This is a genomic window from Vibrio sp. D420a (genome assembly GCF_030248625.1).
GTDB lineage: Bacteria > Pseudomonadota > Gammaproteobacteria > Enterobacterales > Vibrionaceae > Vibrio > Vibrio fortis_A.
In genome coordinates, this window is the sequence record NZ_JAHGAN010000028.1 from 131,150 (window position 1) to 144,034 (window position 12,885).

At 45.0% G+C, this 12,885-nt stretch carries 12 protein-coding genes; 6 read left to right on the forward strand and 6 right to left on the reverse strand.

What is annotated here, in order from left to right; genetic code table 11:
- The first annotated feature begins 35 nt into the window (after window positions 1-35).
- Complete coding sequence (gene nagK / locus KI743_RS18245) at window positions 36-944, forward strand: N-acetylglucosamine kinase (protein WP_150872456.1); 909 nt, start codon at window positions 36-38, stop codon at window positions 942-944.
- Between the two features lie 108 nt (window positions 945-1,052).
- Here the strand turns inward: nagK and KI743_RS18250 are convergent, their stop codons facing one another.
- From KI743_RS18250 to KI743_RS18275, 6 genes are all read right to left on the reverse strand, one after another.
- Window positions 1,053-1,319, reverse strand: coding sequence for a DUF2960 domain-containing protein (locus KI743_RS18250; protein ID WP_032549019.1), 267 nt, complete (start codon window positions 1,317-1,319; stop codon window positions 1,053-1,055).
- A 192-nt stretch (window positions 1,320-1,511) separates the two neighbouring features.
- The gene (locus KI743_RS18255; RefSeq protein WP_285467619.1) at window positions 1,512-3,314 is read right to left on the reverse strand and encodes a bifunctional molybdopterin-guanine dinucleotide biosynthesis adaptor protein MobB/molybdopterin molybdotransferase MoeA; all 1,803 of its coding nucleotides are present in this window, start codon (window positions 3,312-3,314) and stop codon (window positions 1,512-1,514) included.
- The gene (gene mobA, locus KI743_RS18260) at window positions 3,314-3,898 is read right to left on the reverse strand and encodes a molybdenum cofactor guanylyltransferase MobA (RefSeq protein ID WP_032549022.1); all 585 of its coding nucleotides are present in this window, start codon (window positions 3,896-3,898) and stop codon (window positions 3,314-3,316) included. Before mobA ends, KI743_RS18255 begins: the two co-directional genes overlap by 1 nt.
- Window positions 3,876-4,595, reverse strand: a complete 720-nt coding sequence (locus tag KI743_RS18265; protein ID WP_032549024.1) for an energy-coupling factor ABC transporter ATP-binding protein — start codon at window positions 4,593-4,595, stop codon at window positions 3,876-3,878. The genes mobA and KI743_RS18265 overlap by 23 nt, the downstream gene beginning before the upstream one ends.
- Window positions 4,596-4,605: 10 nt before the next feature.
- Window positions 4,606-5,304, reverse strand: a complete 699-nt coding sequence (locus KI743_RS18270) for an ABC transporter permease (protein ID WP_150872452.1) — start codon at window positions 5,302-5,304, stop codon at window positions 4,606-4,608.
- A 151-nt stretch (window positions 5,305-5,455) separates the two neighbouring features.
- Window positions 5,456-6,262: a substrate-binding domain-containing protein gene (locus KI743_RS18275; RefSeq protein WP_032549026.1), complete on the reverse strand. Its 807-nt coding sequence runs from the start codon at window positions 6,260-6,262 to the stop codon at window positions 5,456-5,458.
- 291 nt (window positions 6,263-6,553) lie between these two features.
- Here KI743_RS18275 and KI743_RS18280 point away from each other — a divergent pair, with 291 nt between their 5' ends.
- The 5 genes from KI743_RS18280 (at window position 6,554) to KI743_RS18300 (ending at window position 12,844) form a co-directional block, all read left to right on the forward strand.
- Window positions 6,554-8,020, forward strand: a complete 1,467-nt coding sequence (locus KI743_RS18280) for a sigma-54 dependent transcriptional regulator (RefSeq protein ID WP_285467621.1) — start codon at window positions 6,554-6,556, stop codon at window positions 8,018-8,020.
- Window positions 8,010-10,040: a HAMP domain-containing sensor histidine kinase gene (locus KI743_RS18285; RefSeq protein ID WP_285467623.1), complete on the forward strand. Its 2,031-nt coding sequence runs from the start codon at window positions 8,010-8,012 to the stop codon at window positions 10,038-10,040. Before KI743_RS18280 ends, KI743_RS18285 begins: the two co-directional genes overlap by 11 nt.
- A gap of 109 nt (window positions 10,041-10,149) precedes the next feature.
- Window positions 10,150-10,530: a VOC family protein gene (locus KI743_RS18290; RefSeq protein ID WP_032549030.1), complete on the forward strand. Its 381-nt coding sequence runs from the start codon at window positions 10,150-10,152 to the stop codon at window positions 10,528-10,530.
- Window positions 10,531-10,568: 38 nt separating this feature from the next.
- Window positions 10,569-11,042, forward strand: a complete 474-nt coding sequence (locus tag KI743_RS18295) for an HAD family hydrolase (protein ID WP_285467625.1) — start codon at window positions 10,569-10,571, stop codon at window positions 11,040-11,042.
- A 182-nt stretch (window positions 11,043-11,224) separates the two neighbouring features.
- A complete protein-coding gene (locus tag KI743_RS18300; RefSeq protein WP_285467626.1) occupies window positions 11,225-12,844 on the forward strand; it encodes a methyl-accepting chemotaxis protein in 1,620 nt (539 codons plus the stop codon).
- The last annotated feature ends 41 nt before the right edge of the window (window positions 12,845-12,885 follow it).

Sequence of the window (12,885 nt, forward strand, 5' to 3'; positions counted from 1 at the left end):
TTGTCCCAGATTTAGGGAAAAATTGGAGAGATTTGATGTATTACGGCTTTGATGTTGGCGGCACTAAGATTGAATTTGGTGCATTCAATGAGAAACTAGAACGTGTGGCAACAGAACGTGTACCAACACCTACAGACTCTTACCAACAGCTGATCGACACGATCGCTGGCCTAGTTGAGAAGTACGACAGTGAGTTCTCATGTGAAGGTAAAATCGGTTTAGGTCTACCAGGTATGGAAAACGCGGACGACGGCACAATGTTGGTTGTTAACGTTCCTGCTTCAACAGGTAAACCACTGCGTAAAGACCTGGAAGCTCGTATTGGCCGTAGCGTTAAAATTGAAAACGACGCAAACTGTTTTGCACTTTCAGAAGCTTGGGATGAAGAGCTTCAAGACGAACCATCAGTAGCAGGTCTAATCCTAGGTACTGGCTTTGGTGGCGGTTTAATCTTTGATGGCAAAGTATTCTCAGGTCGTAACCACGTTGCTGGTGAACTTGGTCATATGCGTTTACCGCTAGATGCATGGCTACACCTTGGTGAAAACGCACCGCTTCTAGGCTGTGGTTGTGGTAAGAAAGGTTGTTTGGATAGCTACCTATCTGGCCGTGGCTTTGAGCTAATCTATGAGCACTACTTCGGCGAGAAGAAGAAGGCGATTGATATCATCAAAGCACACGCTGAAGGTGAAGAGAAAGCAGTAGAGCATGTAGAACGCTTCATGGAGCTTCTAGCTATCTGTTTTGCTAACCTATTCACTGCACTGGACCCACACGTAGTTGCACTGGGTGGCGGTCTATCAAACTTCGAACTGATTTACGAAGAGATGCCAAAGCGCATTCCGAAGTACCTGCTTTCAGTTGCTAAATGTCCGAAGATCATCAAAGCGAAACACGGCGATTCAGGCGGTGTTCGTGGCGCAGCATTCCTTAACCTTAAATAATTGTTAGGTTAAATCGACGAAACAAAAATGCCGCAATCTCTGAAGAGGTTGCGGCATTTTTTATTGTTTGGTGTTCAAAACGAGCAATCAGAATGAAGAAGCTAAGAGCTACTTGTTCTTTTTACCAACACCCAAGTTTTCTTTTTGCTTCAGTGTAAGCTTTGTGAAGCCTAGCTTACGGAAGTAGTTGTCTTGGTAGTTACGAACCGCTTTAGTATCTGAAATCAACTCAAGCTGTTGCTCTGTTTTTAAATACTCAGTGATGTCGATGCCTTCAGCCGCAGCAACAGCTTCTTGGATCGTGCGGTGTTGTTGTTTTGAAAACAGCAACTCTTTGTCTTCATCTTTATAGGTATACAGAATAGTACGAGCCATGGTGCTCTCCAGTTGAATCTAGGATTTTCGCGAACTCTACAGAAAATCTTACACACACTCAAGGTTAAGGCGGAATTAGTTGTTTAGTAAAGCAAACCTAAACCGAAAATAGTGGTGAAAGGTTATTATATGGACTGTTTAATGAGTCGAGATAAAAAAGTGAAGCTATAAATAGCTTCGCTTTTGATGCCGTTAGATACGTCCTTGAAGTGGAATAACCGTTACGGTTTCACCAACTTTAACCGTATCAACAGAAGGAGAGATCTCAATCAAGCAGTTTGCTTCGCTCATTGAACGTAGAATGCCAGAGCCTTGTTTGCCTGTTGTGCGGACTTCGAGTTGGCCGTGCTCATTCATGGAGAACACACCGCGGCTAAATTCAGTACGGCCTTGGCGAGAACGAAGTTGTTCTATCGCAATCGCATTGGCTTTCACTGGTGTCCAGTTTGTTTGACCTTGAAGTTTGCGGATCGCTGGCTCAACAAAGTTAATGAAGGAGACCATTACCGCCACTGGGTTACCCGGTAACCCAAAGAAAGGTGTTTGCTCAATCTTACCGTAAGCAAGCGGGCGACCCGGGCGCATGTTGATACGCCAGAAGTTAATCTCACCTAGCTCATCAAGAGCAAGCTTAATGTAATCAGCGTCACCAACCGATACGCCACCTGAAGTTAGAACCATGTCTGTCTCCAACGCAGCAGAGTGCAGAACTTCCGTCATTTTTTGCTGGTCGTCTTCGATGATGCCGTAATCGACAATCTCACACCCTAGCTTCTGTAGCATGCCAATAATGGTGAAACGGTTTGAGTCGTAAATAGAATTCGCTTGCTGCGGAGTGCCAGGAGCTTGAACTTCATCACCGGTAGAGAAAATACCAACCTTAACTTTGCGAAGAACAGGGCAGGTTGCAAAACCTAGCGACGCCATCATGCCCATTTCAGGTGCTTCAATGCGTGTGCCTTGCGTGAATACAGCTTGGCCAACTGATAAGTCTTCACCCGCCATACGAACATTTTGGCCTACATCGATTTTTGCGTCAGGGAAACGAACAAAATCACCTTCTTGAACCGCTTGCTCTCGCATGACGACAGTATCCCCCGCAATTGGTGTTGGTGCGCCCGTCATGATTTTAACCGCTTGGCCTTTTTGAATCTCTTGATCGTAACTGTGCCCAGCGAAAACCTCAGCGACAACATGATACTGTTCTTGGTCAAGATCATCGCCACGGATAGCGTAACCGTCCATTGCTGAGTTAGTGTTTTGCGGAACGTTAATTGGAGAAACAACATCTTCAGCTAACACGCGACCATAAGCGGATTCAACAGCAACGTTTTCGCTGAGCTGTTCTGTAGTGATGCTGTCTAAAATCTTCTCTTGACCTTGTGTGACGCTCAAACCCGCTGGTGAGAAAGAGTCACAACACACTGTCGACGCTTTCGATGGTTTTGATTGGCAGCTGACTGAGGTTGGATTGAAGTCTTTTGCGTAGTTGATAATAAAGTCGCGAATCGATTCCAAATCATTAATCGACATTTGAGGAAGCTCAGATTCAACTTGAGTATCAGCTGCAATGGCTATGATGTTGCTATCGTTAGAGTACAACCAAGGTTTGCCAACTTCTTCGCGGTGTAGCTCTATCTTAGGAAATGCAATATTTTTACACCCTTCAACCAGAATCAGATCCAATTTTTCTATATCGAAGCGAGTCAGCAAGTAGTCAAAATCAGCCTCAGCTTCAGGAGTCTCAGTCATCAACACATGACGTTTTCTTGAAGAGATCAGCATTTGGCCAGCGCCAGCTTTGCGTAAGCGATAGCTATCTTTACCAGGCTTATCGACATCAAAGTCGTGGTGCGCATGTTTTAGAACACCAATGCGCAGACCGGATTCGGTCAACATTGGCAGCAGAGCTTCAAGTAGAGTTGTTTTTCCAGTGCCACTGTAGGCAGCAAAACCTAATAGCGGAAGGTTAGGGCGTTGTTTTGAATCATTCATTATTGAAGCGTACCAAATTGGGTGAGTTCTTCTGGTGTATTAAGGTTTACGAAGCAGTTTGGCGAGTCGCTAAAGTCGACAAACTCGGTAACACAATCTTTATAGAGCAGAATGATCTTGCGATCGCCACGCTCTAGGAATGCTTCTAACCTAGGTAATACGCGCTTATGGAATAGAGTAAATACCGGCTGTTTAAATTCGCCGTCGTGAGCAACCAAAATATCGCTGTCAGGGTTAACCGCAGCACAGAAACGAGCGACTAGATCTTCGTTGATTTGCGGGCTGTCACAAGGAACAAAGCCGACCCAGTCGGTGTCGGCATTTTTCAGTCCTGCATGGATACCGCCTAGCGGTCCCGGATAATCAGGAAAGGAATCAGAAACCACAGGCGCGAAGTCTTGATAGCGCTCTTGGTTGCGATTGGCATTAATGGTGATAGAGACGTTTTGTTGCGACAATTTGTCGATAACGTATTGAATAAGTGGACGACCGTTTAACTCGACGAGACCTTTGTCGCGTCCACCCATTCTGCTCGCTTGTCCGCCAGCTAAGATAACCCAACTAGTTTGCGTTGGAAGCAGCATAAATATTCTCTTGTGCTTTGTCTTTTTTAATAATTTGCAGCAATGGTGATTCAGTCAAAGAGTTATCTTTAATCCACCACTGCTTTTTGCATAGATCGGTCAGGGCATTGGTTTGGTGGCTTGTTATCACCAAACTTGCGCCACGTTGAAGAAGATCTTCGGCCATAATGACCAATCTTTCAATAGATTCTTTATCTAATGATGCGCTTGGTTCGTCCATAAGTAGGATAGAGGGTTTTAAAATCCAGGCCCTTGCCATCGCGACTCGTTGACGTTCCCCACCAGAAAGAACAGAGATATGTTCATCTGCTAGGGTCTCTAAACCTACCATTCTCAACGCATTGATTATTTGAGCTCGCTTATCTTTTTGTGACTCTTTGTTAAAACGAATGCCATAAGCGACATTTTGATACACAGTGCCATCAAACAAATAAGGCGTTTGATGTAGGTAGATAATGTCTTTGAATTTAGAGCGAGGGAATAGGGTACCTTTCCAACTGTGATGCGCTGTTTGGATTTTTCCTGACGTCGGTTTTACTAAGCCAGATAAGATTTTCAATAGGGTCGTTTTACCGACGCCATTGTCGCCCTTTAGATAGATCGCATCGTTTGGACCGATGGACAGTTCAGGGATATGAAAAAGAACGCGCTCTTTGTAGCGCATTGAAACTTGCTGCGTTGTTATTTTTATACTCATGACAGCATTCCTATGTTCTTAAGTAGCCTTTGCCTCTCACACTCGAAAGGAAAAAGTTTAAAACCAGTGCCAATGCTAACAACACCATACCCAAAGCAACGCCTTGCGCGAATGCACCCTTGTGGCTTTCCATCGCGATGGCCGTTGGGATATTTCTTGTCATGCCCATGATATTGCCACCCACCATCATCGAACAGCCAACCTCTGTAACAATGCGTGAAAAGGCAGCAATGGTCGCAGCAAGAAGTGGGAATCGTGTTTCCCAAATCAATGTTGAGGCGATACGGAAAGTCGAAACACCCAAAGTACGAGCAGTTTCAACGGCACGTCGGTCACTCGCTTGAAGCGCACCATGCATCATAGAGACAAGTATAGGGAAGCAGATCAGCATCTGACCGAGAATCATAGCCTTTTGGGTGAAAAGCATTTGCCAATCACCCAAAGGGCCAGAGCGAGATAGCATCATGTACATTAATAGACCAATCACGACTGTAGGGATCGCTTGTAGAGTATTAATGATAGAGAGCAAGCCCCACTTACCGGGAAACTCTGTATAGGCGAGTAAAAAAGCCATGACAATTGCAGGTACGATAACCAGTGAAATTGCCGACAGAGAAACGCTGAATGACACTGCGACAATTTGCCACAGTTCGTGGTCAAAGCTCACAAGTAAGTTCAGTGCATCCAGCGTTGTTTGCCATAGGGTCATGATGTATCTCTTTTGTGCGGAGGCTCCGCATTTAGTTCCAGTATAGCTTTGTCAGTTACGGATATTGTCCGTTACGAATATCGTCTTTTGCGAACTTCGCCAGTTGCGATATAAGTAGCTCATATCGCAACCTGAGACAATTCGCAGTGTTTTATTCAGCACTCGCGACAAATAGCTGCTTACCATGAAGCTTAAACTCGTTGATCAGCTTTTGTCCTTTCGGATTTACCAACCAATCACTGAATGTTTTTGCTGCTTGATAATTGATGCTTGGGTAACGCTCTGGGTTAACAAGAATCACTTGGTACGGGTTGAATAGGTTCTTGTCACCTTGGAATAGGATCTTAAGGTCTAGTTTGTTTTGGTACGCCAACCAAGTACCACGGTCAGTCATGGTGTAGCCTTGCATCTCAGACGCCATGTTTAGCGTTGGGCCCATGCCTTGACCTACGCTGCGGTAACCACCGAAGTTCGGTTCCATCTTCGTTTGAGCCCAGATGCCCATCTCTTTTTTATGCGTACCAGAGTCGTCACCACGAGAAACGAAAGTGACATTGTTAGTTGCGATAGACTTAAATACATCAGCAACATCGTTTTGAGAAACGATTTTAGCTGGATCTTTTTGAGGGCCAACAATAACGAAATCGTTGTACATCAGTTTGCGCGGAAGAACGCCGTAGCCTTTCTCAACAAAGTTCGCTTCCGCTTTCGGTGCGTGTGTCATAACCAGATCAACGTCACCGTTCTCGCCCATGCGCAGAGATTTGCCTGTACCTGCAGCAATTACGTCAACCTTGATACCTGAATCTTTCTCAAATTCTGGCAGTAGGAAATCAAGTAGACCTGAATGGTAGGTACTGGTAGTTGTAGCGAGTTTGATGTGTTGAGTATCTTCAGCGCTGCTAGCTGAGTAACTGACGAGAGAAAGTGCTGCAATAGTTAAAGGAATTGCTTTCATTATTATTATGTCCATGAGTTATGAATAGACCACCATAAGCATAGTTAATCGACTTATGGCTCCTGGGCCAAATGGTATAAATTGATTATCCACACCCTATAAGCAAACTTGATGCCAACAAGGATGGGCAACTAGGTTCATTAAATGTCTGTTATTTCGGGCAAAATAGCACCATTTATGAAATTAAATTTAAAGAAAATATGAGCTAGGACAAAATGTCGCATATTGAACCTGTTGTACTTGAGACGAGTTGGTACACTCTGTCCCAAATTTCCTCACCGGTGTGTTTTTATGTCTCTTACCAGCCCAAATGTCACAAACAAGACTCTGAACTCCTTAACTCAATACCAAGCTTTCTCTGTTTTGGTGGTCGATGATGAGATAGGAATGCAGGCGATTTTGAAAAAGGCGCTGGGTAAGTTATTTGGTAAGGTGATGTGCGCGGGCTCAGTGGAAGAGGCGGAGACAATCCGTAGCGCTGAACACTTTGATTTGATCGTTTTAGATATCAATCTGCCCGGTCGCTCCGGTATTGAATGGGAAGAAGCCTTCAACGCCAGCGAGAAACGCTCAGACGTTATCTTTATGACGGGCTATGCTGACCTAGAGATGACGATTTCCGCTCTTAAACTTGGTGCTTCCGACTTCATTTTAAAGCCCTTCAATTTAGAGCAGATGATTCAAGCAGTGCTTCGCTGTATGGACAAGCGACTTGCACAACGTATGCAATATGCACTAAAGCGTGACGTTAGCCGCCATATTAAAACCGAAATCATCGGTAATTCAGACAAAACTCGACTTCTGAAACAGCTGATTACTCAATTCGCACCATCAAGAGCATCGGTTTTGGTTGAAGGTGAATCGGGGACCGGTAAAGAACTGGTGGCTCGCGGTGTTCACGAAGCGAGTAAAAGAACAGGGCCTTTTGTACCGATCAACTGTGGAGCAATTGCCCCAGAACTACTGGAAAGTGAACTGTTTGGTCACACGTCTGGCGCGTTTACCGGCGCGAAAAAGAATCGTGAAGGTCTTTTTCGCGTAGCCAGTGGCGGCACACTGTTCCTTGATGAGATAGGTGAGATGCCATTGCCAATGCAAGCCGCGCTGCTTCGAGTTTTGGAACAACGAACAATTCGTCCTGTGGGCAGTGAAAAAGAGATCACTGTTGATGTACGCGTGGTCGCTGCTACTAACCGAAACCTGCAAGAAGAGGTAGAGAAAGGCAATTTCAGACGTGACCTTTTCTATCGTTTGAATGTATTGAAGATTGATGTTTCACCTCTTCGTGAACGTGTGTCGGACCTGATGGACCTTGTACCTTACTTCACACGCATGCTAGCCCATGAACTGGGCATGCCGGAACCAACTTGGGCACATGAAGATATTCTTGCCATGAACGAGTATCAGTGGCCGGGCAATATCCGTGAACTTAAGAACTTGATGGAGCGTTGTATTCTGCTTGGTAAACCACCTGCACACTATTGGCGTGAGTTAAATGGTGAGAGTAATGTACCAACTCGAGTATCTGTGACGGTGTCACATGGTTCAGAGCTTCCAGGGATGGACCCGAATGACGCGGCAGAAGGCTATCCAAATAGCTGGACACTCAAAGAAGTAGAGAAGGCACATATTGAACAAGTCGTCTCTTATCACGATGGAAACAAGTCGGCAGCAGCCCGTGACTTAGGTGTTGCGCGTAAAACCCTAGAGCGTAAGTACAAAGATTGGAATGCAGAGGGATCAGAATATGCCGACTAGTCGCCACTGGTGGGCAAAATGGAGTTTTCGATTCAAGACGATGGTTCGCTATCGTCTTCTGTTTTTGACCTCTGCGCCGATCATCCTCACTCTTTGTGCTTTAATCGCTATCACGCTTTACTGGTCAGTGCATTACACCTGGCAAGGTGCATTGATTGATGTTGATGAGCGCTTAGACGTTGCTGACAACAGTATCCACCTTATTCAAAACCAACAGGCCTACAACGTTAGAGCGTTTTCAGAATCTTACCGTTTTAGAAACAAACTACAGAGTGATATCGCTGAAGAACAACTTATCCAATGGGTATCGGACAATAAAGCTCGTTACGAGCTCGACTTCTTACGCTGGCACAGCGCTCAATCTGTCCAAGATATCAGTGAACTTCTTGAACTCACTCGTAAGGAATCCTTTTTTAGCGTACTAACACGCAGTCAGCTTGACGAATTAGATCAAACCTTAGCCAAAAGAGCAGAAGTACCGCTGCTTACTGGCACAGAGATTGAAACTCGTGGCTTAGTCAGTCGCACCGTTATCGCTATTTATGGCGGGGACAATCGCGTTATTGGTTTCCTTGATGGCGGTATTCTTCTCAATAACAGTACTCAGTTGGTTGATCAGATCAGTAATCTTATCTATCCAAGGCGTGAAGGATTCTCTCGTCGGGTTGGTACTGTGACCGTCTTTTTGGATGATCTACGTGTCAGCACCAATGTACCGCTCAATAGTGATGCAAGTGAAGGGCGAGCGATAGGTACCCGAGTTTCTTACGAAGTGCACTCCAAAGTGTTAAACCGAGGAGAAGAGTGGCTTGATCGCGCGTATGTTTACGATGCGTGGTACATCACCGCCTATCAACCAATTCGCGATCAACATGAACAGGTGATTGGTATGCTTTATACCGGTTATCTGATTTGGCCGCTGGTTGAAACTTACCTGACTAACCTTGGTGAGATAAGCATAACCATCGTCGCATTGTTATTGCTGTCCGGCTTTATTGTTCATCGTGGTGCGCGGGATCTATTTAACCCGATTGAGCGCATTCACAAAGTGGTGAAATTAGTTCAGATGGGACAAGACAAACGAATCGGTACCTTGGGACTGGATGATCAGCACGAGCTGACTCAGCTTGCCAAGCAGTTCGACAAGATGCTGGATCTTCTCCACGAGCGCAATCAAGAGATCCAACAAGCCGCGCTAGAGCTAGAGTGCAAGGTTCATTCTCGTACCGCTAGCTTGAAAGAGAAAACGGAGCAGCTTGAACACCACATTACCTTGCTTAACCAAGCTCGAGACAAATTGGTGGTCAATGAAAAGCTTGCTGCGCTTGGTGAGCTTACAGCTGGTATCGCTCACGAGATTAACAACCCAACGGCTGTGATTCTTGGAAACGTCGAGCTCATGAAGTTTGAACTGGGCGACGATACCGATCGCGTCAATGAAGAGATCCAAGCGATCATGGAGCAGATCGACCGAATCCGAAACATCACACGTAGCTTGTTGCAATACAGTCGTCATGGCGGAGTACAAGACGAAGTTACTTGGCAGCACATCAACCCGATTGTTGATGAGAGTATTACTCTGGTGAAAACTGGCGCTAAAAAGAAAGGTATCGTGTATCACTCATCTCTTGATGCCAAAACCTCTGTTGAAGTAAACCGAAACCAGCTTCTACAAATCTTGGTTAATCTTCAAATGAACGCGATTCACGCGATGGATGGAGAAGGGAACCTGACCATTTCTAGTGAGGATTGGATTGAAGAAGGTGTGGTTCAGGGCGCTGTGATTCATGTGGAAGACGAAGGTTGTGGTATCAAAGAAGAACAGTTGAAACGTATCTTCTCACCGTTTTATACCACCAAGCGCGATGGTACTGGCTTAGGTTTATCAGTCTCGCAGAGTATTCTGTCTCAAACCGGTGGTGAAATTCGTGTTGAATCTGAATTAGGTAAAGGTAGCCGTTTCAGCGTCTATCTACCGAAGAAAGCTGCGCCACAATTGCTGGTGTCTAACGTTAACTAAAAACAAGCCAACGTTCATTGTATCGGTGCTGATAAAACGGATATTAGCTACGATGTATGGTTTGCAGTGAACTATGCTCAATTTGTGTTTGGCAAATGAGGGTAGGCTTATGTTAGGTAACCCAGTGGGATGGTTCGAGATCTATGTGAATGACATGGATCGAGCAAAACAGTTTTATCAACAAGTGTTTCAAGTAACCCTGTCGAAGCTTGATAGCCCTGGAGGTATTCCTCTTGATATGTGGGTGTTCTCCGATGACATGGGCAGCTATGGGGCGACGGGCGCTTTAGTGAAGATGGACGATATGGCCGCTGGTGGAAACAGCACCATCGTCTATTTCTCCTGTGAAGACTGTGCCATCGAAGAAAAACGCGCGTTAATGAACGGCGGAACACTTCAGATGAGCAAAATGGCGATTGGAGAATTTGGTTTTATTAGCTTAGTCATGGATACTGAGGGGAACGTGATCGGGTTGCACTCGATGAACTAAAAGTAACAAATAGATATAACGTCATGCATGGAGGCAGAATGACAAAAACGTACCTCTTTGATTGGGGAGACACCTTGATGGTTAATTTCCCCGATCAATCTGGAAAAATGTGCGATTGGCCGATCGTTGAACCGATTGATGGTGCATTGGAAACCCTCGAATACCTTTCTAAACATCACCGTGTCTACATTGCGACTAATGCAGCAGACTCTTCTGAACAAGAAATCCAACAAGCATTTAGCCGAGTAGGGTTAGACAAGTTCATTTCTGGTTACTTCTGCAAAGCCAATCTTGGTGTTGATAAAGCAAGTCCAGATTTTTTCCCCTCAATTGTTTCTCGTCTCAATGTACCTGTATCTAGCGTGACTATGGTTGGCGATACACTTGAGAAAGATATCATTCCTGCTCTGAAATCTGGAATCAATGCCATTTGGTTTGTACGGAAACCAGAACAAAGCACTGACAGTGTTCAATACGAAAGCATTACACAACTTTCGGAATTAAGAGACTAACTCAACAAGGCTTATCAATTATTGATATTTTTATAGAATTCAACTAGCTATAGGTGACAAGTGTCACCTTTTGCATGTGTAACTGTGTGAATATTCACTCTTCATGACTTACATCATCGCGGTTAAAGACAGTTTTGTTAAGTTGCTCCCAACTAATAACAAAAAAATAAAGTCAGTCCGCTATGAAATTAAGCAACCTTTCTATCAAATCTAAACTCGCCTCAATTGTCATATTTTCAGTGGTCTCGCTGATTATGGCATGTACGTACAATTTGCTTCAGCAGCGTGCCACTTCAATGGCCGAACGTGAAAGTAAACTCAGTGCGCAAGTCGAATCCGCCGTATCGCTAGCTAAACATTATTATGGTCAACGTGCCGTGTTGGGTGAGCAACAAGCACAACAGCAAGCATTAGCTGCGATTCAAAACCTACGTTACGACGGTAACAACTACTTTTGGATTCTTAACCAGCAATCACAAGTCGTGATGCACCCGTTAAAACCTGAACTGAATGGTGAGAATACTCATAACTTCAAAGACGGCGCGGGTAAGTTCCACTGGCGTGAAATGGTTTCTATCTCACGCTCTCCGCAAGGTAAGGGTTTTCTAGATTACCAATGGAAAAGTCCTCAAGGGGAACTGAAAGATAAGATATCTTATGTTGAACTGTTTCCTGAGTGGAACTGGATCGTAGGTTCTGGGATCTTAGTTGCAGATATTCAAGAAGCCTTCTGGGCTCTAGCGATAAAAGAGGCGTTGGTAGCCCTTGTTTTATCAGGAATGCTATTTGCGATGGGTTACGCCATTTCTAACAACATTCTGATTCCATTGGCCAAGTTGATTCACAACACTCATGCCATCGCTGATGGTGACTTGCGCGTTCGCATGAACATGACGCGTAAAGATGAACTGGGTGAAATGTCTCAGCAGATCGATAAGATGCTAGAGAAACTGCAAAGCACGCTTAAGACTGCCAATGAATCAGCAGGGCAATCTAGTTCAATGGCGAGTCATATTGCTCAAGCCAGTGAAGAAGCGGCAACCAGTGTTAACTCTCAACACGCACAACTTGAGCTGCTATCAACAGCAATGACCGAGATGAGTGCCACCATTTCTGACGTGGCCGTTAATGCTGAAAACACGGCAGTGAGTACAAATAAAGTGGTAGATCATGCGTATCGCAATGATGAGAACATGAAGGTGACGGCAACAAGTATCTCTCACGTGTCTGATAATATTTCGAATGCGAATAGCTTGGTGCAAGATCTACAAGCAGGCGTAACTGAAATCAGTCAAGTGGTGGGGGTTATCCGTGATGTTTCGGAGCAAACTAATTTGTTGGCTCTGAACGCAGCGATTGAAGCAGCGCGAGCAGGTGAACAGGGGCGTGGATTTGCTGTGGTTGCCGACGAAGTACGTAACCTTGCAAGCCGCACACAGAACTCGACCAACGAAGTGCAACACACGATTGAGAAGCTCACTCAACAGGCAGAGCAAACCTTCGTCGCGATGAAGCAAAGCAATGAAGAGGTTGATCATAGTGTGAAAGCGTCTGACGATACTCGAGCTCAATTGGATGAAATCGTGGCAGAGCTGCAAAATGCTAACGATATGGTGGCACAAATTGCTGCAGCTTCAGAACAACAAAGTTCAGTGGCGACAGAAATGAACCAGAACGTATCTAGCATTCATTTAGCAGCAAACGAAGTGCTTCAGGCATCTCAATCACTGGCTGAAGATAGCCAACAGATGGCGAACACTGCAGAGCACCTAACTGAGCAGCTGAAATACTTCAAAGTGTAATTATTAAAACCGCTCTAGAGAAAAGCCCTCGTTTCATTTGA

Coding starts and splice junctions, on each gene's coding strand:
- nagK (WP_150872456.1), top strand. CDS start 36: ATGTATTACGGCTTTGATGTTGGCGGCACTAAGATTGAATTTGGTGCA.
- KI743_RS18250 (WP_032549019.1), bottom strand. CDS start 1,319: ATGGCTCGTACTATTCTGTATACCTATAAAGATGAAGACAAAGAGTTG.
- KI743_RS18255 (WP_285467619.1), bottom strand. CDS start 3,314: ATGAATGATTCAAAACAACGCCCTAACCTTCCGCTATTAGGTTTTGCT.
- mobA (WP_032549022.1), bottom strand. CDS start 3,898: ATGCTGCTTCCAACGCAAACTAGTTGGGTTATCTTAGCTGGCGGACAA.
- KI743_RS18265 (WP_032549024.1), bottom strand. CDS start 4,595: ATGAGTATAAAAATAACAACGCAGCAAGTTTCAATGCGCTACAAAGAG.
- KI743_RS18270 (WP_150872452.1), bottom strand. CDS start 5,304: ATGACCCTATGGCAAACAACGCTGGATGCACTGAACTTACTTGTGAGC.
- KI743_RS18275 (WP_032549026.1), bottom strand. CDS start 6,262: ATGAAAGCAATTCCTTTAACTATTGCAGCACTTTCTCTCGTCAGTTAC.
- KI743_RS18280 (WP_285467621.1), top strand. CDS start 6,554: ATGTCTCTTACCAGCCCAAATGTCACAAACAAGACTCTGAACTCCTTA.
- KI743_RS18285 (WP_285467623.1), top strand. CDS start 8,010: ATGCCGACTAGTCGCCACTGGTGGGCAAAATGGAGTTTTCGATTCAAG.
- KI743_RS18290 (WP_032549030.1), top strand. CDS start 10,150: ATGTTAGGTAACCCAGTGGGATGGTTCGAGATCTATGTGAATGACATG.
- KI743_RS18295 (WP_285467625.1), top strand. CDS start 10,569: ATGACAAAAACGTACCTCTTTGATTGGGGAGACACCTTGATGGTTAAT.
- KI743_RS18300 (WP_285467626.1), top strand. CDS start 11,225: ATGAAATTAAGCAACCTTTCTATCAAATCTAAACTCGCCTCAATTGTC.